25 protein-coding genes and 1 pseudogene are annotated in these 23,272 nt (G+C 66.0%); 13 read left to right on the top strand and 13 right to left on the bottom strand.

Annotated features, from left to right (window positions below; genetic code table 11):
* Positions 1-101 precede the first annotated feature (101 nt).
* From ACIQ42_RS04030 to ACIQ42_RS04020, 3 genes are all read right to left on the bottom strand, one after another.
* Positions 102-410 (bottom strand): HigA family addiction module antitoxin, encoded by a 309-nt coding sequence (locus tag ACIQ42_RS04030; protein ID WP_397403937.1) that lies wholly within the window; start codon positions 408-410, stop codon positions 102-104.
* Between the two features lie 8 nt (positions 411-418).
* Positions 419-715 (bottom strand): type II toxin-antitoxin system RelE/ParE family toxin, encoded by a 297-nt coding sequence (locus ACIQ42_RS04025; protein ID WP_397420928.1) that lies wholly within the window; start codon positions 713-715, stop codon positions 419-421.
* Between the two features lie 86 nt (positions 716-801).
* Entirely contained in the window at positions 802-1,914 is a 1,113-nt protein-coding gene (locus ACIQ42_RS04020) for an NAD(P)/FAD-dependent oxidoreductase (RefSeq protein WP_397420927.1), read from the bottom strand.
* A 97-nt stretch (positions 1,915-2,011) separates the two neighbouring features.
* On the opposite strand from ACIQ42_RS04020, the gene ACIQ42_RS04015 reads away from it, so the two are divergent.
* Entirely contained in the window at positions 2,012-3,286 is a 1,275-nt protein-coding gene (locus ACIQ42_RS04015; protein ID WP_397420926.1) for a tetratricopeptide repeat protein, read from the top strand.
* Positions 3,287-3,295: 9 nt separating this feature from the next.
* Here ACIQ42_RS04015 and ACIQ42_RS04010 read toward each other — a convergent pair whose 3' ends face one another.
* Entirely contained in the window at positions 3,296-3,487 is a 192-nt protein-coding gene (locus ACIQ42_RS04010) for a hypothetical protein (RefSeq protein ID WP_397420925.1), read from the bottom strand.
* The gene (locus ACIQ42_RS04005) at positions 3,487-3,954 is read right to left on the bottom strand and encodes a tellurite resistance TerB family protein (protein WP_397420924.1); all 468 of its coding nucleotides are present in this window, start codon (positions 3,952-3,954) and stop codon (positions 3,487-3,489) included. Before ACIQ42_RS04005 ends, ACIQ42_RS04010 begins: the two co-directional genes overlap by 1 nt.
* Before the next feature lie 472 nt (positions 3,955-4,426).
* Between ACIQ42_RS04005 and ACIQ42_RS04000 the strand changes: the two genes are divergently transcribed.
* The 4 genes from ACIQ42_RS04000 (at position 4,427) to ACIQ42_RS03985 (ending at position 8,058) form a co-directional block, all read left to right on the top strand.
* Positions 4,427-5,596 carry a serine hydrolase domain-containing protein gene (locus tag ACIQ42_RS04000; RefSeq protein WP_397420923.1) on the top strand — a complete coding sequence of 390 codons (1,170 nt, stop codon included), beginning with the start codon at positions 4,427-4,429 and terminating at the stop codon, positions 5,594-5,596.
* 431 nt (positions 5,597-6,027) lie between these two features.
* Positions 6,028-6,471: a surface-adhesin E family protein gene (locus ACIQ42_RS03995; RefSeq protein WP_397420922.1), complete on the top strand. Its 444-nt coding sequence runs from the start codon at positions 6,028-6,030 to the stop codon at positions 6,469-6,471.
* Positions 6,472-6,535: 64 nt separating this feature from the next.
* Entirely contained in the window at positions 6,536-7,138 is a 603-nt protein-coding gene (locus ACIQ42_RS03990; RefSeq protein ID WP_397420921.1) for a TetR/AcrR family transcriptional regulator, read from the top strand.
* A 26-nt stretch (positions 7,139-7,164) separates the two neighbouring features.
* Entirely contained in the window at positions 7,165-8,058 is an 894-nt protein-coding gene (locus ACIQ42_RS03985) for a phytanoyl-CoA dioxygenase family protein (protein WP_397420920.1), read from the top strand.
* Between the two features lie 3 nt (positions 8,059-8,061).
* On the opposite strand, the gene ACIQ42_RS03980 is transcribed toward ACIQ42_RS03985, so the two are convergent.
* On the bottom strand, positions 8,062-8,826 hold the full coding sequence (locus ACIQ42_RS03980) for a DUF169 domain-containing protein (RefSeq protein WP_397420919.1): 765 nt from the start codon (positions 8,824-8,826) through the stop codon (positions 8,062-8,064).
* A gap of 96 nt (positions 8,827-8,922) precedes the next feature.
* On the opposite strand from ACIQ42_RS03980, the gene ACIQ42_RS03975 reads away from it, so the two are divergent.
* From ACIQ42_RS03975 to ACIQ42_RS03965, 3 genes are read left to right on the top strand one after another with little or no spacing between them, the layout of a single operon-like run.
* Positions 8,923-9,594 carry a spermidine synthase gene (locus tag ACIQ42_RS03975; RefSeq protein ID WP_397420918.1) on the top strand — a complete coding sequence of 224 codons (672 nt, stop codon included), beginning with the start codon at positions 8,923-8,925 and terminating at the stop codon, positions 9,592-9,594.
* A 36-nt stretch (positions 9,595-9,630) separates the two neighbouring features.
* The gene (locus ACIQ42_RS03970) at positions 9,631-10,533 is read left to right on the top strand and encodes a sulfotransferase domain-containing protein (protein ID WP_397420917.1); all 903 of its coding nucleotides are present in this window, start codon (positions 9,631-9,633) and stop codon (positions 10,531-10,533) included.
* Positions 10,530-11,021 carry a YkgJ family cysteine cluster protein gene (locus ACIQ42_RS03965; RefSeq protein WP_397420916.1) on the top strand — a complete coding sequence of 164 codons (492 nt, stop codon included), beginning with the start codon at positions 10,530-10,532 and terminating at the stop codon, positions 11,019-11,021. Before ACIQ42_RS03970 ends, ACIQ42_RS03965 begins: the two co-directional genes overlap by 4 nt.
* Positions 11,022-11,063: 42 nt before the next feature.
* Here the strand turns inward: ACIQ42_RS03965 and ACIQ42_RS03960 are convergent, their stop codons facing one another.
* A complete protein-coding gene (locus tag ACIQ42_RS03960) occupies positions 11,064-14,489 on the bottom strand; it encodes an indolepyruvate ferredoxin oxidoreductase family protein (protein WP_397420915.1) in 3,426 nt (1,141 codons plus the stop codon).
* 142 nt (positions 14,490-14,631) lie between these two features.
* Between ACIQ42_RS03960 and ACIQ42_RS03955 the strand changes: the two genes are divergently transcribed.
* The 3 genes from ACIQ42_RS03955 to ACIQ42_RS03945 all read left to right on the top strand — a co-directional run bounded on the left by ACIQ42_RS03955 (position 14,632) and on the right by ACIQ42_RS03945 (position 16,828).
* Entirely contained in the window at positions 14,632-15,129 is a 498-nt protein-coding gene (locus ACIQ42_RS03955; RefSeq protein ID WP_397420914.1) for an Lrp/AsnC family transcriptional regulator, read from the top strand.
* Positions 15,130-15,137: 8 nt separating this feature from the next.
* Complete coding sequence (locus ACIQ42_RS03950) at positions 15,138-15,761, top strand: DUF6338 family protein (RefSeq protein ID WP_397403972.1); 624 nt, start codon at positions 15,138-15,140, stop codon at positions 15,759-15,761.
* 197 nt (positions 15,762-15,958) lie between these two features.
* Complete coding sequence (locus ACIQ42_RS03945) at positions 15,959-16,828, top strand: pirin family protein (protein WP_397420913.1); 870 nt, start codon at positions 15,959-15,961, stop codon at positions 16,826-16,828.
* A gap of 4 nt (positions 16,829-16,832) precedes the next feature.
* Here ACIQ42_RS03945 and pgsA read toward each other — a convergent pair whose 3' ends face one another.
* The 5 genes from pgsA to uvrC all read right to left on the bottom strand — a co-directional run bounded on the left by pgsA (position 16,833) and on the right by uvrC (position 22,231).
* Positions 16,833-17,453 carry a CDP-diacylglycerol--glycerol-3-phosphate 3-phosphatidyltransferase gene (pgsA, locus tag ACIQ42_RS03940; protein ID WP_397420912.1) on the bottom strand — a complete coding sequence of 207 codons (621 nt, stop codon included), beginning with the start codon at positions 17,451-17,453 and terminating at the stop codon, positions 16,833-16,835.
* An 82-nt stretch (positions 17,454-17,535) separates the two neighbouring features.
* Positions 17,536-18,981, bottom strand: a complete 1,446-nt coding sequence (locus tag ACIQ42_RS03935) for an MFS transporter (protein WP_397420911.1) — start codon at positions 18,979-18,981, stop codon at positions 17,536-17,538.
* 77 nt (positions 18,982-19,058) lie between these two features.
* Positions 19,059-19,589 (bottom strand): DUF1993 family protein, encoded by a 531-nt coding sequence (locus ACIQ42_RS03930; protein WP_397420910.1) that lies wholly within the window; start codon positions 19,587-19,589, stop codon positions 19,059-19,061.
* Positions 19,590-19,954: 365 nt separating this feature from the next.
* The gene (locus ACIQ42_RS03925; RefSeq protein ID WP_397420909.1) at positions 19,955-20,278 is read right to left on the bottom strand and encodes a DUF6559 family protein; all 324 of its coding nucleotides are present in this window, start codon (positions 20,276-20,278) and stop codon (positions 19,955-19,957) included.
* A gap of 30 nt (positions 20,279-20,308) precedes the next feature.
* Positions 20,309-22,231, bottom strand: coding sequence for an excinuclease ABC subunit UvrC (gene uvrC / locus ACIQ42_RS03920; protein ID WP_397420908.1), 1,923 nt, complete (start codon positions 22,229-22,231; stop codon positions 20,309-20,311).
* 54 nt (positions 22,232-22,285) lie between these two features.
* Between uvrC and ACIQ42_RS03915 the strand changes: the two genes are divergently transcribed.
* Positions 22,286-22,597, top strand: coding sequence for a type II toxin-antitoxin system RelE/ParE family toxin (locus ACIQ42_RS03915; RefSeq protein WP_397420907.1), 312 nt, complete (start codon positions 22,286-22,288; stop codon positions 22,595-22,597).
* Between the two features lie 9 nt (positions 22,598-22,606).
* A complete protein-coding gene (locus ACIQ42_RS03910) occupies positions 22,607-22,900 on the top strand; it encodes an addiction module antidote protein (protein WP_397420906.1) in 294 nt (97 codons plus the stop codon).
* Between the two features lie 11 nt (positions 22,901-22,911).
* Here ACIQ42_RS03910 and ACIQ42_RS03905 read toward each other — a convergent pair.
* Positions 22,912-23,272: pseudogene (locus tag ACIQ42_RS03905) on the bottom strand (amidohydrolase); the annotation flags it as partial.

Here is a 23,272-nt window from a genome sequence, read left to right as displayed (position 1 = left end):
TTTGGGAGTGACTATGGCGCGGACGGAAGCGGTTTCAAACGGGTGTTTGCCATGGCGGCGCAGTCAGCAAGCCAACGGGAAAAATAGATTCCGCGATCAACCTACGCCGCCACGCCCAGCGGCCTCGCCCGCGCGATCCGCTGCAGCTCACGCGGGCTATGCATCGCCGCCCAGAGATCGTTGCGCCGCTGCAGGTTGAGCCAGAAATCCGCGCTGGAGCCGAACACCCGGGCCAGGATCAGCGCCGTGGGCACAGTGATGCTGCGCCGACCGTTGCACAACTCATTCACGTGCTTGCGTGGCACGCCCATGGCGTCCGCCAGCGCGGCCTGGGTCAAACCTAGCGGCGCCATAAATTCCTCCACCAGGATCTCGGCGACAGACGCGGGCTGGGCTTTGGTCATCAACATGGACGGACTCACCTGTAGCTATGGTCATCGAGATAGACGCCATGCGCTTCGCCGCGCGCGCCATCCCACCGAAAAATCAGTCGCCATTGCTGGTTCACGCGGATCGAATGAAACCCGGCCAATGGACCCCGCAACTTCTCGAATTGATTGCTGGGCGGCGAGCGCAAATCCTGATCGGTCGTCGCATCGTCCAGCATCTGCAGTTTCCGAAACACGCGCGCCGCCAAATCTGCCGGCACCGTCCTGGTTCGAACGTCATCGACAAAGTAGGCGCGCAGACTCTCATCCCGGAAGCTGATGATCATCCAAGGCTCCAGTCAGGAGCTGATGTACCACTCCATGGTACATTTGGCAAATTCCCTCGCACGCGGTCTTGAAACCTGCAGTCCGTTTACAGCCCCAGCCTCACCGCCACCTCTTCGCCGATCGCCAGCGACGACGTCAGGCCCGGGCTCTCGATCCCGAACAGGGCGACCAGCCCCGGCAGCCCATGCACATCCGCGCCATCCAGGCGGAAGTCTGGCTGGGTCTCGCCCGGCCCGTGGATCTTGGGGCGGATGCCGGCGTAATCCGGGCTGAGGGCACCGTCGGGCAGGCCCGGCCAGAACTTGCGGATATAGGCATAGAAGGCCGGCGCTGCGCCGGGATCGACCGAGTAGTCGAGCGTCTCAACAAAACTCAGGTCGGGGCCGAAAACCCCCTGCCCGCCCATGTCGCGGCGGTAGTGGGTGCCCAGCGCGCCCGGGATCGGCGGCGGATAGATCAGCCGGGCAAAGGGCGCCTTGCCCGAGAGCCGGAAGTAGATGCCCTTGCCGAAGTGGAGCTTGGGGATGATGGCGGCCGGGAACCCCTCGATCGTTGCCGCCACACCTTGCGCCGACAGCCCGGGCGCGGTGACCAGATAGCGGCAGGTCAGCACCGTGGGCTCAGCGCCGCCCGCGCGCACCTCAAAGCCCCCGCCCTCCAGCGGCGTCGCGCCTTCGAATGGCGTCGACAGCACCACCGCCCCGCCCGTCGCCTCGATCTCGCCTTCCAGGGCCAGCATATAGGCATGGCTCTCGAACACCCCGCTTTCGGGCGAGATCAGCGCGCCGACGCAAGCCAGCTCGGGCTCCAGCGCAAGCGCCTGAGCCTTGGTGAGCACCGCCATGCCCTCGACGTCATTGGTCTGCGCCTGGGCCATGATGATTTCGAGGCGCGCCAGATCGGCCTCACTTTCGGCCACCACCAGCTTGCCGCAACGGTCATATTCCACGTGATGTCTGTCGCAGAACGCATAGAGCCGGCGACGCCCCTCCACGCAGAGCCGCGCCTTCAGCGATCCCGTCGGATAGTAGAGCCCGCCATGCACGACCTCGGAGTTTCGCGAGGAGACGCCCTGGCCAATGGCGGCGTCCTTCTCAAGCACCGCGACTGTCAGGCCACGCTGTCCAAGGGCATAGCCGCAGGCCAAACCCACAGCGCCCGCGCCCACCACCACAACATCAAAATCGAACTCGACCATGACGTTCGCCTATCGCGGAAGACCGGCTTTGGGAACCCGCGCGAAGTCGCCAATCCGGTGTTACAAACGGCGAGCAACGCGCTTGAAGGACGATGACATGCAACCAACGGATCGGCAGGGACTAGCCCTTTCCGGCGCCAGCGCCAGGGCGGCGGAGCTCTATTGCGAGGCGCTGGGCGCCTACCATTGCTATTCCGGCGAGCCCTTTCCGCTGTTGCGCTCGGCCCTGGCCGATAGTCCGGATTTCGTCATGGCCCATGTGCTCAAGGCCTATATGACGCTGGTCGGCTCTGACCCGAAGGTTCGCGCCATGGGCCTTGGCGCCGTGGCCGCGACCGACGGCCTGGCCGCTACGGCCCGCGAAGCCGGCCACGTGGCGGCGATCCAGGCCATCGCCGCGGGCGAGTTTCAAGCCGCGGGGCGCATCCTTGAGGATGTGGCCATCGCCTTTCCCCGCGATGTGCTGGCGCTGCAGGCGGGCCAGCAGATGGACTTCCTGACCGGCGACAATCGCATGCTGCGCGACCGGATCGCCCGCGCCCTGCCCGCCTGGTCAGAGGGCATGCCGGATCATCACGCCATTCTGGGTCTGCACGCCTTCGGGCTGGAGGAAACCGGTCAATACGCCCGCGCCGAGGCGTCCGGCCGTCGCGCGATTGAACTGCAGCCCCGCAACGGCTGGGCGCAACATGCGGTCGCCCACGTGCTGGAGATGCAGGACCGCCGCGCCGAGGGGGTCACATGGATGCGGGATAATGCGCCCGCCTGGACTCCGGAAAGCTTCTTCGCCATCCACAACTGGTGGCACCTTGCCCTGTTTCATCTGGGTCTGGGCGAGACCGACGAGGTGCTGCGCCTGTACGACGGCCCGATCTATGGCGAAGGCTCCACCATGGCGTTCGACATGGTCGACGCCTCGGCTCTGCTCTGGCGGCTCAAGCTGCTTGGCGTTGAGGTCGGCGACCGGTGGGCCCGGGTGGCCGACAACTACGCCCTCCATCCGCGCGGCCAGTACGCCTTCGATGACGTCCACGCGATGCTGGCGCTGGTGGGCGCTGGTCGCGATGCCGAAGCCGAGACCACCGTCGCCACCCTGCGCGCCGTCGCCGCCGGGACGGGGGAGAACGCCGGGATCACCCGGGAGATTGGACTGCCGATTGCAGAAGCCGTCCAGGCCTTTGGGCAGGGCCGCTACGGCGCCGCCGTCGAACGCCTGCGGACCGTGCGCAATCGCGCGGCGCGGTTTGGCGGCAGCCACGCCCAGCGCGACATCATCGACCTGACGCTGATCGCCGCCGCAGGTCTGGCCGGTGAACGTGGCCTGGAACGCGCCCTGCTGGCCGAACGGGCGGCCGTCCTGCCCCAGACCTGACCGAAGGCCTCAGACCCGGATGTCGAGGGTATGCGCCGAGACACGTCGCAGATGCGTCTCGCCCGGCGCGGCGCTGACCGGTTTCACCGGGACATTCGTCGGCGAACTGGCGAACCCGGCCGCCTGCAGGCGTTCAAGTGTCGCCACCTGGACGTCCAGCGCCCGGAATGGCGGGAGATAGGGTGTGGATCCGATACGCATTATCGTCTCCCATCAGGTGCAATGACGCCGAATGGCGCCGGGTCAAGGTTCAGGAGCTGGCATACATCGAGGATCGCCTCGCGCTCCGCCCGGTCCAGGCCGCCGTCGGCGACGGCCACCCGGCAGGCGGATTCCACGACCAGACGGCCGAGTTCCGGCTTGCCGGCCAGCTTGAGGATCGCCGCCTCGGCGCGTTCGGTGGCGGCAATCGAGTCCTGCTCGAACTGCCGGATCAAAACATCAAACGCCATCAGACATCGCTCGACGCCGAACACGGTGGTCGCGTCCACACGCTGCATACGGGCGCTGGCGCTCTTGCGTTCCTCGACCGTAACCCAGCCGTCCGCGTAGGCGACCAGCGCGCAGGCAGAAACCAACGCGTCCAGCTGCAGAGTATCCAGGGGATTCCAGCCCGCACCACCGGCAGTTCCCGACGAGTTGACGGGCGCTTGGCCGGCGAAGCTCAACGGTTGCCTCTCCGGCGGGCGCGCACCGGGATCGGTGCACTGTGGTTGGACCACGGGTCGTTCCGGCGCGCGGGGCCCAGAACCTCCCTGACACTGACGACGCCATAGCGATCCTTCGTGATCGCATCAGGGCGTAGCAACGCTAGCCACAAACGTTCGAAAATAGATCCTGACATTGAAAGCACCTCTGTAAGCGGAGAGGGCGCTCGGGGCCGGGCTGGGGGAGAGCCGAATGGCCACCGAGCGCACTCTCTAGCGGTCCGACATCACGATCTTCCGGGGGAGGAAAGATCGCCAGAGGGGCCCGGTCCGCTACTGGGAGATGGGGTCGCAAGCGGTAGCCGCAAGGCTTCCGCAGATTAAACATCGAAATAGTCGCGATGAATTTTTGTCATCGTTGATTGCCGCTTGCTGCGAGGGCATATCGGGTCAGGACAGGCCCGGATCAGAGGCCGAACCCGGGAGAAGCCCAATGCGCAAGTCCAACCTGGCCCTGAGCCTCGCGATCGCTATGACGGGCTCGCCCGTACTCGCCCAGGTCGCCCTGAAGCCGGACACACCCTCGATCCTCGTCTGGACGCCCGCGCAACAGAGCGACGGCTACCGCTCAATCGAAACCGTCTACAAGGTCAACACCATCAAGCGCGGGGATCGTGTCCATCCACTGCCGATGGCGAAGCGGCAGATAGACGTCACCTTCAACCACGGCAGCAAGACCTGGACGACCGACACCTTCATGAAGGCCAACAACGTCTCCGGCGTGCTGATCCTCAAGGACGGCAAGGTGCTGATGGAGCGGTACGGCATGGGCCGGAAGCCCCGCGACCGCTGGACATCCTTCTCCGTCGCCAAGTCGGTCACCTCGACGCTCGTGGGCGCGGCGATCCAGGACGGCAAGATCCGCAGCCTCGAAGCCCCGGTCACCGACTACATCCCCGAACTGAAAGGCTCCGGCTATGACGGCGTCACCGTGCGCCAGTTGCTGATGATGAGTTCCGGCGTCGCCTGGAACGAGGACTATACGGATCCGAAATCAGACGTGGCCCAGTCCACCACCATGAAGGTGGAACCCGGAGTCAATCCCCTGGTGCGCTACATGAGCCGCCTTCCGCGGGTCCACCCGCCGGGGACCATGTTCAACTACAACACCGGCGAGACCGATCTGGTGGGGATCCTGGTCTCAAACGCCGTGGGCAAGAGCCTGTCGGACTACGCCTCTGAAAAAATCTGGAAGCCCTATGGCATGGGCCAGGACGCCATCTGGATGGTCGACCCCGCCGGGCGCGAACGGGGCGGCTGCTGCATGTCGATGACGCTGCGCGATTACGGCCGGGTGGGGCAATTCATCCTGGACGGCGGCAAGGCCAAAGGGGTCCAGGTGCTGCCGGCAAACTGGACGGCAGCCGCCACCACCACCCAGATCACCAACGGCATTCCCAGTGGCTACGGCTACTTCTGGTGGATGCGACCCAACGGCAGCTACGAGGCCGTCGGCATCTTCGGACAATCGATCACCACCTTCCGCGACGACCGGATCGTGATCGTCACCAACGCCGCCTGGCCCAGGGCGACCGATCGGGAGATAAGCGCCTTGCGGACCGCATTCCTGAACGCCGCGCGGGCGGCCGCGAAGGCCGAGTAGACCACCGCGCAGGATGTCCAATCCGTAACTGGCGCCGACTCCGGCGAAGCCCTACCTGTCGAAAGTGCAGAGCCGTCCGGTGAAATCGCTGATTCATCCGGAACCGGCTGCGATGCTAAACGATTGTTGTCCAGACGGAGGGCCCCGCTCCCCATGGGGTTCTGCCGAAAACCGAAAGTCGCACCATGTCTCTCGCCGCCATCGCCCGTCAGATCCGCAGGAACTCTCCCGCCCTGCTGACGCTCGCGATGGCCGGTCTCGTAGTCGGTTTCGCGACGGTCGGCCTTGTCGCCTGAGCGAACCGCCGTCGTCGCGAACTTTCAGGGGCCTGCGGGCCCCTTTTTCGTTACCCCGCACCAGTCCGCGCTTTCCGCTGGACGAGAGACGCTGACGTCGGGCGTAATGGTGCGATGCAGGATCCGAGGACGAACATGCGACAATTGGGTCTGACGCTGCTGGCGATCAGCGCCGCGGTCGGACTGGCGGGTTTCGCGCCCTCCCTGTCGATGCCCGGCGCGACCGCGCTGGAGAAATCCGGCTGGACCCTGGTGACGGCCAGCGATGACACCAACGTCTACATGCGCGCCGCGACGCCGGCCGACACCGGCCTGCGCCGGGTCTGGACGGCCTATGATGCTGGCCGGACACTCCAGCGCGACGGGTTCAACTTCCGCTCCGTCCGCAGCCTTGGCGAATACGATTGCCGCAAACACCTCTCCCGCGTCGTCGAGGAGACATTCCACGCCAGGCCCGCGCTGACCGGGAAGTCCTGGCAGGCCCCCGGTTTCATCCCCACCCCCTGGGCCGCGCCGGTCCCGGACTCGGTGGGTGCAATCCGCATGGCTTTCGCCTGTCGAGCCTTGAGCGACATCTGACGGAGGGCGGCGTCGGGTCGATCCAAGGGTTGACAATATGAACCGCTTTTACATAATCACAGTTATGCCAAAACAGGTCGACGTCGAAGCCCAGAGACTTTCCATCGCCGAAGCCGCGATCCGGGTGATTGGCGATGGCGGCCTGGAGAATGCACGGCTTCGCGATGTCGCGCGGTCAGCCGGCGTCACCACCGGGGCCGTGACCCACTATTTCGACGGCAAGGACGAGGTGCTTTTGGCCGCTCTGGACGAAATGGTCCGGAGGATCCTGGAGCAACAGACATCCCTGCCGTCAGACATGCCGTCGGGCGAGGCCGTGTTCGAGATGGCCTGCGACATCCTGCCGCTCGATGAGGCATCCCGCACCGAATGGCGGGTCTGGCTGGCGTTCTGGGGCGGGGCGATGGGCAATGAGCGCCTACGCGCCAGGCACCGCGCCTACTACGTCCGGATCGTCGGTCAGCTGGCCGAGAGTTTCAGCGATCTGGCGGGACTTTCGCCCGAACAGGCCAACCGTCTGGCCGACGCTGTCGTCGCCGCGGTGGACGGCGTCGGCGCCCGCGCGACGCTGGAGCCTGAACACTGGCCCGCGTCACGCCAGCGCGAAACCCTCGCCACCCTGCTGAAACCTCTCCTGCGTCCGCTCGACGACGCGAACCTGTCCTGAAACCACATCGGTCCGGAGACCCCGCCATGCCCAGCCTGACCCACCTCCCCGCCGATGCGCCCATCGAAGACATCATGGCGGTGCTGGACCGCGACGGCGCCCTGATCCTCGACAATGTGATCAGCCCCGAAGAGGCTGACGCGTTCCGCGAGGAGCTTCGCCCCTATGTGGAGGCCACCAGCCCTGGCCGCGACGGCTTCACCGGCCGCAAAACCACGCGCACCGGCGCCCTCGTAGCGCGGTCGAAGACGGCCCGCGCCGCCGTGCTGGACACCCGTATCCGAGCCATCTGCGACAAGGTGCTGCTGCCCAACTGCGAGCGCTACCAGCTGCATCTGACCCAGCTGATCCGCATCATGCCCGGCGAGCCGGCCCAGCCGATCCACCGCGACCGCTGGGCCTGGGGTCGCTACCTCAAGGGGATCGAGCCGCAGCTCAACACCATCTGGGCGCTCACTGACTTTACCGAGGCCAATGGCGCGACCCAGGTGGTTCCGGGGTCCATCGACTGGCCGGACAAGCGGGTCGCCGAACCCGCCGAGATCGGCCGCGCCGTGATGCAGCGCGGCTCTGTGCTGATCTATACCGGCACCGTCTTCCACAGCGGCGGGGCCAACGTCAGCGACGAGGACCGCTGGGGCCTCAACATCACCTACACCCTGGGCTGGCTGCGACAGGAGGAGAACCAGTACCTCTCCTGTCCGCCCGAGATCGCGCGCACCCTTGATCCCGAACTCCAGGGCCTGATCGGCTACGCCATGGGATCCTACGCCCTGGGCTACTACACACCGCCCCTGCCCGCGGGCGAAGGCCCCGAGATCGTGCCGCCGGAGTTCGCGTTGGGACGCGCCGACGGGGCGCCCAGCATGGGAACGGCGCAAATGCGCGCGGCCGTCACCGCCGACAAGCCGGGCGCCTGACCGTCAGGGCGTGTAGCTCACCGCCATCCCGGCCCGCACGTCCTGCTGCACGCCGTACTGCGGGAAGGGATAGCGGAAGCCGTTCTTAGACAGCGCCCGCATGCCGGTGATCGCCTTCAACAGGTGCTCCGGCGGCGTGGCCATCAGCATCTCGTCGTCCAGCACCCCGCCATAGCGGCGCTCAGCGAAGCAGGGGATCGAAAGGCTGGGCGTCCGCGTGGTCAGCGCCCGGCCCCAGCTGTCGGCGCAGGCGCTCTCGCCCACCACGCCCCAGTCGAACTTCTTGTACCCAGACCACTGCAGCCCGTTGATGAAATACATCATGGCGCCGGGCGTGGCGTAGAACAGGGCGATGTCCGGGTCCTTCAGCTTTCCCGAGGCCAGCGGCCCCACCGCCAGCGCGTCGTACTGCCCGTCCGGAACGCAGTGCATGGCCGACTGGTGCGCGGTCGCGTCCTCAACCGTGTCGAACCAGACCCCGGTCATATGCTTGCCTGACTGCCACTCCGGCGTCTTGGCGTTACCCAACCCCACCACAGCGCGACACTGGGCGCCGACCAGATCATCGGCGGTTATTCCCACCGTCCAGCCCAGCCGCGACGCCTGGCCCACCACCTGATCCAGGGTGTGTACGTGCTGCGGCCGACGGATCCGCGGGATCGCCTCCATCTCGGCCCGGTCGGTGAACATCTTCATGCCGAAGGGGATCGAGCGCAGTTTCAGCAACTGCTCCAGATCGGCGACAATGGTGGGCCAGTCGTGATCCATGGGCGTCTCCTCCAGCGTTTCGCCAGAAGCTGCGGCCTCGGGCAGCCAGATGCAAGCGTCCTATCGGCTCTGCCCCCTTCCCGCTAAGACACCGCTATGAACCCCTGGATCCACCTCGACACTGCGCAAATCCCCGGCGGCGGGGAGTTGAAGCTCATGCAGCGGGGGCAGGATTTCTCGATCATGTCCGGCACGATCGAGCTGATGAACAGCCGCCTCTCCGGCTCGGAAATCGCCCTGGCCAATCTGGCATGGGCCAAGATCCAGGATCGCAAGGCGCCCCGTATGCTGATCGGCGGTCTGGGCATGGGCTTCACCCTGCGCGCGGCGCTGGCCGACCTGCCGAAGGACGCGAGCATCACCGTCGCCGAACTGGTGCCGCAGGTGATCGCCTGGGCCAAGGGGCCGCTGGCCCATCTCTATAACGGCGCGCTGGGGGACAAGCGCGTCATCCTGCGTCATGCCGATGTCGCCCAGCTGCTGGCCGACGCCAATCCGCCCTATGACGCCATCCTGATGGACACCGACAACGGCCCCGACGGCCTGAACCGCGACGCCAACGACAGCCTCTATTCCGTCAGCGGCCTGGCCGTCATGCGCAAGGCCGTGAAGCACGGCGGCGTGCTGGCCGTCTGGTCTGCAGGTCCCGACCAGCCCTTCGCCGGGCGCATGCGCCGCGCCGGGTTCGCGGTGGAAGAGGTCCAGGTCCGGGCCAGCCCCTCCGGCAAGGGTGCGCGCCACATCATCTGGGTGGGCGTCGCGCGCTAGACCCCTTAAGCTGACCCGGACAACCGGGGGGACTTCATGACCACGACCGATCGGCGCCGCGCGCGCAGCATCGCCGAGTTCAACGAGATAGCCGGCAGGTTCTTTGTCCCCGCCGAGATTGGCGCCTCGATCGCGTCCTGGCGGCCGCGGCCGACCGACGTGGTCATCTCGCCCTTCGCCAAGTGTGGCACCACCTGGCTGCAGCAGATCTTCCACACCCTGCGCACCCGCGGCGACATGGACTTCGACGATATCTCCCGCGTCGTCCCCTGGATCGAGATGGCCGCCGCCTGCGACCTCGACATCGAGGCGCCGCAGCGCGCCGAGCCCCGCGGCTTCAAGAGCCATCTGGGCTATGATGCCATTCCCCCCGGCGCCAGGGGCATCGTCAGCTTCCGCGACCCGCGCGACGCGCTGGTCTCGAACTTCCGCTTTATGGAGGGCTGGTTCATCGAACCGGGCGCTGTGTCGATGGCCGACTTCGCCAGTAACTGGATCGAACGTGAGGCAGGCCGTTCCTACTGGGGCCATCTGCTCAGCTGGTGGCGTGTCCGCCACGACCCAGCCGTGCTGGTGCTGTCCTACGAGCAGATGATCGCCGAGCCCGAAGCCAGCATCCGCAAGGTGGCCGCCTTCTGTGACATCCCGCTGGACGATGACCTGCTGGCGCTGACCCTCGAGCGGTCTTCCATCGGCTACATGCTGACCTACAAGGACCGCTTCGACGACGCCATGAACCGCCAGATGTCAGAGCTGCGCTGCAACCTGCCGCCCGGCAGCGATAGCGCCAAGGTTCGCCAGGGCGGCGTCGGCGGCCACAAGGCCGAACTCACCCCCGACATCCTCGCCAGGCTCGACGCGCGCTGGCGCGAACTGGTCACGCCCGTCACCGGCTTCGCCGACTATGCGGCGCTGGAGGCGGCGCTCAGGGCCGAATGACCCCGCGCACCAAATCCTGCGGCCCCTGCGGTCTCTGCTGCAAGATCTTTGCGGTCGACGAACTGGCCAAGCCCATGGGCGTGATGTGCGCGCATCGCAGCCCGGCGGCCGGCTGCGGCATCTACGCCGATCGCCCGGCCAGTTGCCGCAGCTTCGAGTGCGTGTGGCTGATGGACCCGGAGATGCCGCGCCGCTTCCGTCCGGACCTGACGAAGGTGGTCCTGGACCAGGACCCGGATGGCGCCCGCCTGATCGCTCGCTGCGACCCGTCCAACGCCCGCGCCTGGCGCCGCGAGCCGATGTACAGCGCGCTCAAGGCCTATGCGGCAAAGACCTGGGGAACCGGCAAGCTGGTGCTGGCGGTGGCAGGCCGGCAGACCTGGGTGATCGCGCCAACGGAGGATGTAGATCTTGGCGAGGTAGATCCGTCGGCGGGAATTCGAGTGGTCGAACGGGCCGATGGGGTCATCAGCGTCGAGGTAGGCTGACCGTGTCGACCAGGGAAGGCGCCAACCTCAGGGGATGGCCATTCAAGTCATGGCCGCCTCCCACACACCCCACAGGCGCGCCGCCTCAGCCTTCGCCGGCCCCACCGACGCCTCTTTCACGTGTCCATACCCGCGAATGGCCTGCGGAACCTGAGCCAGCTTGACGGCCGTCTCAAGGCGCTCCCGCGTCAGGCCCGCCACGATCCGGTCCAGGTCCGCCTCGAACGCCGCGATCAATCCCCGCTCCATCGCCCGCTCTTCAGTGTAGCCGAACAAGTCCAGGACCGAGCCGCGCAGGCCCTTCAGCCGGGCCAGCACCGGGAACACCGCGTCCAGCATCCAGCCCGGGAAGGCGATCTTCTGCGGTCTGCCGTCGGAGCCCTTTTTCGCGATCAGCGGCGGGGCCAACCACACCTTGGCCTTGCCGCCGGTCCAGGTCTCGGCGCGGTACTTCGCGAAACGACCATCGGTGTAGAGGCGGGCCACCTCGTATTCGTCCTTGTAGGCCATCAGCTTGTAGAGGCTGACGGCGGCGGCGCGGGTCAGGTCATCGGTGTCGCCCACGGCCCGCTCGGCGGCGGCGATCGCCTCGATGCGTTTCAGATACCGGGTGGCGTAGGCCCGGTTCTGATAGGCGGTCAGCTCCTCGCCCCGCGAGGCGATCAGCTGATCCAGCGGCATCATCTCCGGCGTCGGCGCCGCCGCCTTTGCCGGCGCGGCCAAGCCCGGATCCGCCGCCACCTTGCGACCCAGTTCGAAGGCCTGGAGGTTCAGCTCGGCTTCCACACCGTTCAGCTTGATCGCCCGATAGAGCGCGCGGCTGGAAACCGGGATCACGCCCTTCTGCCAGGCGAAGCCCAGCATGATCATGTTGGCGTAGATGGCGTCGCCCATGTGGTTCACGGCCAGCGCGCTGGCCGGTGCGGATGCGTACGATTTCGTGGCGGCGGCGATCCGGCGTCCCTGCTCGTCGGCATCGAAGCGAACATCCCGGTCCGCTACGAAATCGGCCGTGGGCGCGAAGTCGGCGTTGCCGACAGCCACCGTGCGGTCCCTGGCATAGAGGCTGAGCGCGTCCGGCCCCGCCGCCGACAGCACGTCGCAGGCGATCAGCACGTGGGCGCTGGCGGCCGGCACGCGCCCGCCGATGACGCTGGTCTCGGTCTCACCGATGCGGACATGGCTGAACACCGCCCCGCCCTTCTGCGCCAGGCCGGTCATGTCCACCGATGACGCGGCGCGCCCGTCCACGTGGGCCGCCATGGCCAGGATCGAGGCCACGGTGGTCACGCCCGTGCCGCCGACGCCGGTGAAGACGATGTTTTGCACGCCGTTTTGAGGGTGGAACTCCGGCAGCGGGGTCGCGTCCGCCGTCAGGGCGGGTTTCGTCTCATGGTGCGGATTCTCGGCGCCCTCCAGGGTGATGAACGACGGGCAGAAGCCATCGAGGCAGGTGTAGTCCTGATTGCACGTCGACGGATTGATCCGGCGCTTGCGGCCGAACTCGGTGTCCAGCGGTTCGACCGACACGCAGTTTGACGCCTTCGAACAATCGCCGCAGCCCTCGCAGACCAGCGGATTGATCATCACCCGCAACGGGGCAGCCGCCATGGTTCCGCGTTTGCGGCGGCGGCGTTTCTCGGTGGCGCAGACCTGATCGTAGATCAGCACCGTAACGCCCGGCACCTCGCGCAGGCTGCGCTGCACCGCCATCAGCTCGCGGCGCGGCTTGACCTCTACCCCGGGCGCCAGGTCGGTGACGGTCTGGTAGCGTTCGGGCTCAGCGGCCACGATCACCACCTTGCGAACGCCCTCTGCCGCCAGTTGACGCGTGATCTGGGGGACGGTGAAGCCGCTCTCGGCCGCCTGGCCGCCGGTCATGGCCACTGCGTCGTTGAACAGCAGCTTGTAGGTCATGTTCGCGCCGGACGCGATCGCCGCGCGGACCGCCAGCGACCCGGAGTGATTGTAGGTCCCGTCGCCCAGATTGACGAAGACGTGCTTCTCGGTGGTGAAGGGCGAAGCACCGACCCAGCTCAGACCCTCGCCGCCCATGTGGCTGTTCAGGTCGGTGGACGGATCGTTGAAGCTGGCCATGTAGTGACAGCCGATGCCCGCCAGGGCGCGCGAGCCCTCCGGCAGCCGGGTTGAGGTGTTATGTGGGCAGCCCGAGCAGAAGAAGGGCTTGCGCTGCTGGTCGCTGGACAGCGTGACCGCCGCCATGGAGGCGGCCGACACCCGGCTCAGATAGTCATAGACCCGGTCCATATGCGGGCCGGGCGGCAGTCGGTCGGCGATGGCCAGCGCGATCTCCGCCACCGACAGCGCATTGAGCTCGGAGAGCAGCGGCGCGCCCGTCTCGTCGGTCTTGCCAATGATCGTGGGCCGCGCATGGGCCGGAAGGTCGTAGAGCGCTGCACGCGCCTGGGTCTCGATCAGGGCGCGCTTGTGTTCGATCACCATCAGCGTCTCGAGGCCGGCCGCAAACCCGCGCAATCCCATAGGCTCCAGCGGCCAGGGCATGCCGACCTTGTAGATGGCGACCCCGAGGTCGGCGGCCTCCTCCGGACTGATCCGCATGGCCGCCAGGGCCTCGATCACGTCCTTGTAGGCCTGGCCCTGGCAGACAATGCCCAGGCGCGGGCGGCTGGAGCCCAGCACCACCCGGTCGATCCGGTTGGCGCGGGCGAACGCCAGGGCGGCGGGCAGTTTCTGGGAGCGGAGGCGACGCTCCTTGTCCAGCGGCTGATCCTTCAGCCGGATGCCGAGGCCGCCCAGCGGCATGCGGAAGCCCTCAGGGATGACGATCTGATGCCGCGACAGCGACACATCGATGGTCGCCCCGGAATCCATGGTGTCGGCGAGCGCGATCATGCCCACCCAGAGGCCGGAGAAGCGCGACATGGCGATGCCCATCAGGCCGTAATCCAGCACCTCCTGCACATCGGCCGGCGACAGCACCGGCATCTCGAAGTCCTGGAACGCGAACTCCGATTGCGACGGCAGGGTCGAGGACTTGCAGGTATGGTCATCCCCGGCCACGGCCAGCACGCCGCCACGGGGGAAGACACCGGCGAAGTTGGCGTGCTTGAACGCATCGCCCGTGCGGTCCACGCCCGGCGCCTTGCCGTACCACATGCCATAGACACCATCGAACAGGGCGCCCGGGAACAGGTTGGCCTGCTGGCTGCCCCAGACGGCGGTGGCGGCGAGGTCCTCGTTGAGACCCTCCCTGAAAACCACCTCGGCGGCCTTCAGGTGTTTCGCGGCGCGTGCGGCCTGCTGATCAAGCCCGCCGAGGGGCGAACCGCGATAGCCGCTGACAAAGCCCGCCGTATTGAGCCCTGCGGCCTGATCCAGCCGGTGCTGATCGATCAGAACGCGCAGCAGCGTCTGGACGCCGGTGATGAACACCCGACCGTCCGTGAGCAGAAACTTGTCGTCGAGCGTCACATCCTGGTGCCGCATCGCAATTTTTTTCCTTTCGGGCCTCTCCCCGCTGCGTGCATGATCCTGTAAGCTTGCTGCAATTGCTTGCTAAAAGTATGCCCCGGCGCGCCGCTTGCGGGGCAAGAACCCCACGCTTTCTTACACCCGGCAGGAGGAAAAATTGCCCGAGGTTCTTGACGCCGTCGATGCCAAGATTCTGGATCTGATCCAGCATGACGCCGGACTGTCGGTGGCCGAGATCGCCGAACGGGTGGGGTTGTCCTCCAGCCCCTGCTGGCGACGGATCAAGCGCCTGGAGGATGCGGGCGTCATCCAGCGCCGGGTGACCATCCTCGACCGCGACAAGCTGGGCCTGAGTTTCGAGGTCTATTGCACCGTCAAGCTAAGCCTGCCCACCAGAGATAATCTCGACGCCTTCGAAACCGCCATCACCAAGCTGGCCGAGGTGGTCCAGTGCGCCACGGTCACCGGCGCCTGCGACTATGAGCTGCGCATCGTCACCCGCGACATGCACGCCTTCGACAACTTACTCCGCGACAAGATCCTGAGCCTGGGGCTGGTCTCGAACATCGAGAGCCGGATCGTGATCCGCTCGGTCAAGAACACCACCGCCGCGCCGTTGGGACTTGTCAGCGCCTATGTGAGTTCGCAGGGGTAGGCCGGCCGATGGGAGACCTCAGCAAAATCGCGACGCTAACCCCGGTCCAGTTCTGGGCGTTGATTGTCCTGTTTCTGCCGGGCTTTCTGTCATTAAAGCTGCACCGGTTCCTTGACCGACGCGCGACCACCGCAACGGAAGCCCTGATCGATGTGGTCGGCTTCTCACTTCTCAATGCTTTCGTTTTTGCTTGGCCGATCTACCTGAACAGCCAGTACCTAATAGAGCGCAGCCCCTACTGGCCGGCCATCATTGGAAACGGGTTGTTGGCCTGCATCGCAGGGCCGTTGATTTGGCCCCTCGCATTCCGCCTGCTGCAACGCTATGGGCTGCGCGGCGGCTGGCTTCTTGGCGAGCAGAAAACGGCATTCGACGCCTACTTCAGTACGAATGAACCCTGCTGGGTGATCGTGCATCTGGCTGATGGCGGCAGGATTGGCGGATACTTTGGCGGTGAGTCATTTGCCTCCGCGCATCCTCACTCCGGCGACTTCTATCTCGAAGAATTATGGGAGATTGACCCAGAGGGTCATTTTGCTCAGCCCATCGCCAATTCCAAGGGTGCGATCTTCCATCGGAACGACTATATCTGGTTGGAGTTCTTCTGGGACGATCCGGTGAAGCAGGATTAGCGGCAATGGAAAAGCGAAAGTCCTCCAATACCTATATCCAAGTTCTACGGGATGGGTATTCACCCAAGGCCGATGGTCCGAAGAACCCGCCAAGGGGTGCGTCGGCGTTGAGTCAGGCCCCTCGGTCGGCGTTGAGTGAAGGCCCTCGGCGTGACACCACCGGCAGGTACCTTGGGACGGCGTCCTCCAAGAAGTAGATGATCGACCTCATCATCGACCAGCGCCGCAAGGACCTCGGCGGGTTCGAGGTTGGCCGTGTGCTTCCGTTTGCAAAACGACGGATGGTGGGTCCCTTTGTGTTCTTCGATCACATGGGTCCCGCCGCCTTCCAGCCCGGCTTCGGGCGCGAGGTGGACGTGCGGCCGCATCCACACATCGGCATCTCCACCGTCACCTATCTGTTCGAAGGCGAGATCACCCACCGCGACAGTGTGGGCGCCCTCCAGCCGATCCACCCGGGCGAGGTCAACTGGATGACCGCAGGCTCGGGCATCACCCACTCCGAACGGTTCGAGACCCACCGGGCCCAGGGCGGAACCCTGCACGGCATCCAGGCCTGGGTGGCGCTGCCGGATGGGCAGGAAGAGATTGCACCCGCCTTTGCCAATCATGGACCGGCAGACCTGCCCACCTATGAGGCCGATGGACTGTGGGCGCGGCTGATCGCCGGCAAGGGGTGGGGTGCCGAATCGCGGGTGAAGACCCACTCGCCGATGTTCTATTGTCACTGGCGCCTCGCTGCCGGCGCACAGGCCGAACTGCCGGCCGAGTATCCCGAGCGCGCCGCCTATGTGGTCGACGGGACGGTCGAGGCCGAGGGCCGCACAATCCACCCCGGCCAGATGGCGGTGTTTTCGCCAGGCCAGCCAGTCCTCTTCACCGCAGTGACGCCGGCCACCGTCATGCTGCTGGGCGGCGAGCCGGTGGGGCCGCGTTTTCTGGAATGGAACTTCGTGTCCTCATCAAAGGACCGGATCGAACAGGCCAAGGCCGACTGGCGGGCCGGGCGAATGAAGCTGCCGGACGCCGACGACGCGGAGTTCATTCCGTTACCGGAAGCGGGCTGACTGCCTACCCCGCCAGCGCCTTGCGTGTCTGTTCCCAGTACTGGGCACCAGTGATCAGGGTGACCAGAGCGGCCAGCCAGAAGAGGCTGTGCGCGGCCACCTCGAAACCGTCTCGCAGCGGCGTGCCGTCGGGCAGGCTGAAGGCGCCCCAGGCCGCGACGATCAGTTCCATCGTCAACGCCGTGAGCTGGAGCGTCGTTTTCCACTTGGCCAGCAGGGTGACGGGCAGTTTCACCCCCCTGCCGGCGCCGACCTCGCGCAACGCGCTGACCGTGAATTCACGGAACAGGATCAGGCCTGCCGGCAGCACCACCCACGGCTGGGGACCCAGGGACAGCAGACCCAGGATCGCGCCGCACACCAGCACCTTGTCGCCGATGGGGTCGAGGATCGCGCCCCAGACGGTCTCGGCGTCAAACTTCCGGGCCAGCCAGCCGTCGACGAAATCCGTAAGGGCAGCGACCACAAAAGCATAGACCGCCCATCGCTGCAGGGCGAACTGGGTCTGCGGCTCCAACCGATCGGCGAAATAGGGCACCGAGCCGGAAGACGCGGCCAGTGCGACGAACATGAACAGCGCCATGACCAGACGCGATCCGGTGAGGATGTTGGGCAGCGATTTCATACTGGGCAAACGCCTGGACTCTGGATTGTGTTGCGCAAGCTTAGCGGCTTAGCGACGGCAGGGGCAGCAGGAAGTCTGCCCCCTACCCCCGCACCTTCTGCAGCGCCAGGGCGATCTCGGCGTGCCTCGTACGGCTGATGCCGTAGGCCATCAGGATCACCAGCGAGATCGTACAGACAACGGCGGCGGCCGGCCCCCAGATCATCACCAGCCGGACCTGGACGTCTTCCGGCAGGATTACGCCCACCTGCTGGCCCACATCCTTGGGGAAGCGAACCAGGTCCAGCGCAATGCCGGCCAGCATCACGCCAATCCCGGAGGCGGCCTTGTTGGCGAAGCCGAGGCCGGCGAAGTAGAGCCCCTCGCGCCGGCGACCAAAGAGCAGTTCGTGCTCATCCGCCGCATCGGCCATCATGGCGGGATAGGCGACCATGGCGAGACCCGTGCCGATTCCGGCGACGAAGCTGTTGCTCATCATGGGCAAGATCGCGTCATCGCCCACCGGGGCCCAGAGGCCCATCACCCGCAGCCCCTGCAACACCAGCCAGTTGGCCATCAGCAGCGAGATGCCGAGCACGATCAGCGTCTTCTTCTCCATCACCTTCTGGAGCAGCGGCGCAAAACCCACGCCCAGCAACAGGCCGGCCATGTAGGCGTAGCCGATGAACTGGATGGTTTCGGTCCGCATCCGCCAGACGAAGACAAACGCATGGCTGTTCAAGGTGGCGTTCAGACCCATGGCCGAGAACATGATCACGGCCGAGAGGAACAGCACCCTGAACGAGCGATTTCGGAAGATCTCGACCACCTCGCCGGGGAGGCGTGTGACAAGGCCTCCGGTCGCCGGTTCGGGCTGCGGCAGGCTGGCGGCGTATCGCCAGACTCCCAGGCAGCAAAGGCTCATGGCCACCGCCAGCAACACGGCCACCGACCAGCCATAGCCGGGATAGCCCTCCGGCCGCTGCAGGCCCCCGTCGGCGAAGAACACCACATAACCCAAAGCGGTGCAGATGAGGCCCGCGGTGATCCCGGCGACGCTGCGATAGACCACCAGACTGGTGCGCTCGGCGGAGTCCGTGGTCATCTCGGCGGCCAGCGCCAGATAGGGCACGTTGAACACCGAGGCGAAGGTGCGGGTGGCCACCGCCAACACCGTGAGCCAGGCGAACAGCCCCCACTGGGACAGCCCGGACGGGGGCGAGAACAGCAGACCGAGCGAGAGGGCGACCAGCGGGATCGACCCGATCATGAAGGGCAGACGCCGCCCAAGCCGTGACTTCAGATTGTCGGACCATGACCCTACCAGGGGATCGACCCCCCCGTCGAAGGCCAGGCCAATGGCCAGCGCCGCGCCCACCAGTGCGCCCGATAGTCCCAGCACGGCGGAATAGTAGAAGAAGATGAACCCGACAGCGGTGTCGAACCCGCCGCCCTGGGCCATCTGGCCAAGGCTGTAGAATATCTTCACCGCGCCCGAGGGCTTGCGAACGGCCATGGCCGGTTGCGTCAAACCCTCGATCTTCGCCAATGTCCGCGCCTCCCCATCATTGATTGACGGCAGAGTGTATTGGCGTTCGGCGGCATGGCAATCGCCAGGCGGCAGGCTCAGCCTGGCCGGGAGGGTCGCCGCGGCGGCAGTTCGCCCAGGAAGTCCCGCTTGCCGATGTCGAGTCCCTCGGCGCGCAACAGGGCATAGACGATCGTCGTGTGGAACTGCACGTTCGGCAGGGCGAGGTTCAGCACATAGTCCAGCGCCGGGAAATGCCGCGCGCCCTTGGGGCTGGGCAGGACGATCTCGCGATCCTCAGCCCCCTCGAAATCGCCCGGCGTCAGGGCATCCAGTTCGGCCAGCGCCCGGGCCAGGGCGGCGCGGACCTCCGCCAGCGTGGCCAACCCCGTCACCGCCGCATGCGGCAGCCCGCGCAGCCGCGCCGCCGCGCCGACGGCGTTGTCGATGGCCGAGGCGATCTGGACGAAGAAGGGGTTCATGTCGGGCGCAAGCCGCAGCCCGGCCAGGTCCGAGACGTTCCGCCCCTCAGCGCGAAAGTGCGCCTCCGCCCGGTCCAGCAGATGGACGATGACCCCCAGCGCCCGCTGGAACCGGGGCACGGTGAGGTCGAACAGGGTGACGGGCATGGCGGGAGCGGCTCCATGGGCGCCTTCGACCTAGGTGAAAACTGTCACGGCGGCGTGACAGCGGGGGGCCACGTGCCTTCTCCCCTTGCGGGAGAAGGTGTCAGCGCAGCTGACGGATGAGGGGTCGCGCCAGCCTTGCCGCTTCGGGGGCCGCGCCATCGGCCACAGTGGCGCGCGGAGCAAAACCCCTCATCCGACCGGCTCCGCCGGCCACCTTCTCCCGCAAAGGGAGAAGGCCGGGCCTATCGCGACCCCCTCGTCCGAGGGGGTCCGGGACTTGGGCAGCCCTCTACACCTCGATCATCTCTGCGAAATCGGCGGCCCGTCGTTGTGGGCGATAGGGGGTGCGTGAGACCACATGACCTTCAAGGCGCAAGGCCGCTCTCGTAATAGTCGCCGCTCTGCGAACCGGCAGATCGAGGTCGCTCCCGCTCGAAGGCGGCCTGAACCGCATGAATCGAGTGGCGAGAAAAATGATGCTGTAGGGCGGCTAGCTCTTCTGGCGGGAGATAGATCGCATAGGCGACGTAGCTCGAATTTGGATCGAGGCGAGCCTCGAGAATGGCCGTATCAATCTGTCCCTTGGTGTAGGTTTTTGAACTTCCCCAGTTGGCGGATAGTCTCGCCGGAAGACGTTGAGCATATCTCCGCGCTACGTGCTTCAGCCGCCAGTCAGCCAGCCAACTCATCTGTTGCCCCCTAGGCCTCTCGGAAACACTCTAACCCTTCCGGAAATACGCATAAACCCGCTCCGCCAGTGGCCCCGACACCCCGTCCACCTTCAGCAGATCCTCCACGCTCGCCCGGCTGACCCCGCGCGCAGACCCGAACGCGTGCAGCAACGCCCGCTTCCGCCCCGGCCCGACGCCATCGATTTCGTCCAGGGGGTTCTTCTTCATCTCCGCCGAGCGCTTGGCCCGGTGCGTGCCGATGGCGAAGCGGTGAGCCTCGTCGCGCAGGCGCTGGAGGTAGTAGAGCACCGGCGATTTCGGCTCGAGCATGAAGTAGGGCTTGCCGGGGATGAAGAAGCGTTCCAGCCCCGCGTCGCGGTCGGGGCCCTTGGCGACGCCCACCACGGCCACATCGTCGACGCCCAGGTCGGCCATCACCTCCATAACGACTGCGATCTGGCCCATGCCGCCGTCAATCAGCACCAGGTCGGGGCGCGCCACCTCCGCGCCCTCCTCCTCGTCCTTGGCCAGGCGGGCGAAGCGGCGGCGCAGCACCTCCTTCATCATGCCGAAGTCATCGCCGGGGGTGATGTCGGTTCCTTTGATGTTGAACTTTCGATACTGGCTCTTCTGGAAGCCCTCTGGGCCAGCCACAATCATGCCGCCCACGGCGTTCGTACCCATGATGTGGCTGTTGTCGTAGACCTCGATCCGCTCGGGCGGACTGTCGAGGCCAAAGGCTTCGGCCACGCCCACCAGCAGTTTGGTCTGGGCCGATCCCTCCGCCATCTTGCGCCCAAGCGCCTCACGGGCGTTGGTCAGCGCGTCATCCACCAACTGGCGCTTCTCGCCGCGCTGGGGGCGGGCGATCTCGACCTTGCGGCCGGATTTCTGGGTAAAGGCCTCAGCCAGCAGGACGGTCTCGGCGGGGATCAGGCTGACCAGCACCAGTTTCGGGATCGGCTTGTCGTCATAGAACTGGCCCAGGAAGGCGGCCATGATGTCGGCGTCCTCGTCGCTCCTGTCGACGCGGGGGAAGTAGGCGCGGTTGCCCCAGTTCTGCCCGGCGCGGAAGAAGAACACCTGCACGCAGGCCTGGCCGCCCTCGGTATGCAGCGCGAAGACGTCGGCTTCCTCGAGGGTTTCCGGATTGATCTGGGTCTCCTGGGCGACCGAGGCCAGGGCGCGGATGCGGTCGCGCAGGCGCGCGGCGGTCTCGAACTCCAGGTCGTCGGAGGCGGCCTGCATGGCGTCGGAAAGCTGGGTCATCACCGCGCGGCTCTTGCCGCGCAGAAACGCCTCGGCCTGATCCACCAGACCGGCATAGTCCTCAAGGCTGATCAGGCCGGTGCACGGCGCGGCGCAGCGCTTGATCTGGTGCAGCATGCACGGCCGGGTACGGCTGTCGTAGATGCTGTCCGAACAGGAGCGCAGCAGGAACGCCTTCTGCAGGGTGTTGAGCGTTCGCGTAACCGAGTGAGCGCTGGCGAAGGGGCCGAAGTAGTCGCCCTTGATGGTGTGGGCGCCGCGGTGCTTGCGCAGCTGGGCGGCCGGGTGCTCGCGGCGGATGACGATCTCGGGGAAGGACTTGTCGTCGCGCAGCAGCACGTTGAAGCGCGGCTTCAGCTGCTTGATCAGGTTGATCTCGAGCAACAGGGCGTCGGTCTCGGTGCGGGTGGTGATGAACTCCATCGACCGGGTCAGGTCGACCATCAGGGCGATCCGCTGGGTGTGGAAACGGCCCTGGGCGTACTGGATCACCCGCTTCTTCAGCGAGCGCGCCTTGCCCACATAGAGAACCTCACCGTCATCGCCCATCATCCGGTAGACCCCCGGCCGGTCCGGCAGGCGAGTGACATAGTCCTTGATCAGGGCGGCCCCGGTCAGGGGCGCGGCAGGTTCAGACATGGGGGCAATATAGGGCGAGTCACCTGCCGCAGCGAGCGCTTGCAGATCTCGGGAGCGGAACATATAGTGAACATTTTTTGGTGACCAATTTCTGTGAAATCTTGACAATGGCGGGTCATGTCGGATAAAAACGACGAACTGTTTGAGGTTCGGCTTTCGGCGACTTTCCGCGACTGGCTCGATGGCATCGCTGACGATGTAGCGGCGGCAGCCGTTGCAGAGCGGCTTTTGCGCATGCGGCGGGGGCTGTTCGGCGACCACGCGTCCATCGGAGACAAGGTCAGCGAACTGAGGATTCACTACGGGGCCGGATACCGCGCTTATTTTACCTTGAGAGGTCGGCAGGTGGTGATCCTGCTGGTCGGCGGGACCAAGCGTACACAGGCCAGAGACATTCTACGCGCCAAAGCAATGGCGCAGCAGTTGTGAGATTGGATCATGAGCATCGAAACGACTGTCTTTGAGCCGGACAGATACTTCCGCACACCTGCCGCCCAGGCGCATCTGCTGACTGAGGCCATGGCCAGCGGCGATGCCGGGCATATCGCCGAGGCGGTGGGTATTGTCGCGCGTCAGCATGGCATCACCGATCTGGCAAAGCAGACCGGGTTGAACCGGCAAGGGCTCTATGCGGCCTTTAGCCAGGATGGAAATCCAACGCTGAGTACGGTGCTCAAGGTCCTTGAGGCTCTGAACCTCGTTCTGACTGTTCAGGTTCGCGAGGCGGCCTGAAGGCCAACGAGTTACGGCGCCATCACATTCAGCACAGCCAGGGTCATGGCCGTGACGCCGGTGCGGATCGTGGGCTCCGGCGTCGGCGCGAAACCGGGGTGATGATTGGCGGGCAAGGCCTCGCCCCGGGCGCGTGCGGCAGCGGCCAGCGCGGGATCATGGCCGCCGATGCTGAAGAAAAGCGACGGCACGCCGGCCATGATAAACTCCGAATGGTCCTCGCTGGCCGAGCCCGGTCCAGGCGCCAGCACGGCGCGCTCGCCGAATGCGGCCTTGAAGACCGTGGCCGTTCGGGCCGTCAGCGCCGCATCATTGATCACCGCGCGGCCGCCGGAGACCAGCTGTACGTCGGGTGCGGGTGCGCCGGCCAAG

This window comes from Phenylobacterium sp. (genome assembly GCF_044372605.1).
Lineage (GTDB): Bacteria > Pseudomonadota > Alphaproteobacteria > Caulobacterales > Caulobacteraceae > Phenylobacterium.
This window is presented reverse-complemented; position numbering and strand designations above follow the sequence as displayed.

Coding starts and splice junctions, on each gene's coding strand:
- ACIQ42_RS04030 (WP_397403937.1), bottom strand. CDS start 410: ATGTTGATGACCAAAGCCCAGCCCGCGTCTGTCGCCGAGATCCTGGTG.
- ACIQ42_RS04025 (WP_397420928.1), bottom strand. CDS start 715: ATGATCATCAGCTTCCGGGATGAGAGTCTGCGCGCCTACTTTGTCGAT.
- ACIQ42_RS04020 (WP_397420927.1), bottom strand. CDS start 1,914: ATGGTCGAGTTCGATTTTGATGTTGTGGTGGTGGGCGCGGGCGCTGTG.
- ACIQ42_RS04015 (WP_397420926.1), top strand. CDS start 2,012: ATGCAACCAACGGATCGGCAGGGACTAGCCCTTTCCGGCGCCAGCGCC.
- ACIQ42_RS04010 (WP_397420925.1), bottom strand. CDS start 3,487: ATGCGTATCGGATCCACACCCTATCTCCCGCCATTCCGGGCGCTGGAC.
- ACIQ42_RS04000 (WP_397420923.1), top strand. CDS start 4,427: ATGCGCAAGTCCAACCTGGCCCTGAGCCTCGCGATCGCTATGACGGGC.
- ACIQ42_RS03995 (WP_397420922.1), top strand. CDS start 6,028: ATGCGACAATTGGGTCTGACGCTGCTGGCGATCAGCGCCGCGGTCGGA.
- ACIQ42_RS03990 (WP_397420921.1), top strand. CDS start 6,536: ATGCCAAAACAGGTCGACGTCGAAGCCCAGAGACTTTCCATCGCCGAA.
- ACIQ42_RS03985 (WP_397420920.1), top strand. CDS start 7,165: ATGCCCAGCCTGACCCACCTCCCCGCCGATGCGCCCATCGAAGACATC.
- ACIQ42_RS03980 (WP_397420919.1), bottom strand. CDS start 8,826: ATGGATCACGACTGGCCCACCATTGTCGCCGATCTGGAGCAGTTGCTG.
- ACIQ42_RS03975 (WP_397420918.1), top strand. CDS start 8,923: ATGAACCCCTGGATCCACCTCGACACTGCGCAAATCCCCGGCGGCGGG.
- ACIQ42_RS03970 (WP_397420917.1), top strand. CDS start 9,631: ATGACCACGACCGATCGGCGCCGCGCGCGCAGCATCGCCGAGTTCAAC.
- ACIQ42_RS03965 (WP_397420916.1), top strand. CDS start 10,530: ATGACCCCGCGCACCAAATCCTGCGGCCCCTGCGGTCTCTGCTGCAAG.
- ACIQ42_RS03960 (WP_397420915.1), bottom strand. CDS start 14,489: ATGCGGCACCAGGATGTGACGCTCGACGACAAGTTTCTGCTCACGGAC.
- ACIQ42_RS03950 (WP_397403972.1), top strand. CDS start 15,138: ATGGGAGACCTCAGCAAAATCGCGACGCTAACCCCGGTCCAGTTCTGG.
- ACIQ42_RS03945 (WP_397420913.1), top strand. CDS start 15,959: ATGATCGACCTCATCATCGACCAGCGCCGCAAGGACCTCGGCGGGTTC.
- pgsA (WP_397420912.1), bottom strand. CDS start 17,453: ATGAAATCGCTGCCCAACATCCTCACCGGATCGCGTCTGGTCATGGCG.
- ACIQ42_RS03930 (WP_397420910.1), bottom strand. CDS start 19,589: ATGCCCGTCACCCTGTTCGACCTCACCGTGCCCCGGTTCCAGCGGGCG.
- ACIQ42_RS03925 (WP_397420909.1), bottom strand. CDS start 20,278: ATGAGTTGGCTGGCTGACTGGCGGCTGAAGCACGTAGCGCGGAGATAT.
- uvrC (WP_397420908.1), bottom strand. CDS start 22,231: ATGTTCCGCTCCCGAGATCTGCAAGCGCTCGCTGCGGCAGGTGACTCG.
- ACIQ42_RS03915 (WP_397420907.1), top strand. CDS start 22,286: ATGTCGGATAAAAACGACGAACTGTTTGAGGTTCGGCTTTCGGCGACT.
- ACIQ42_RS03910 (WP_397420906.1), top strand. CDS start 22,607: ATGAGCATCGAAACGACTGTCTTTGAGCCGGACAGATACTTCCGCACA.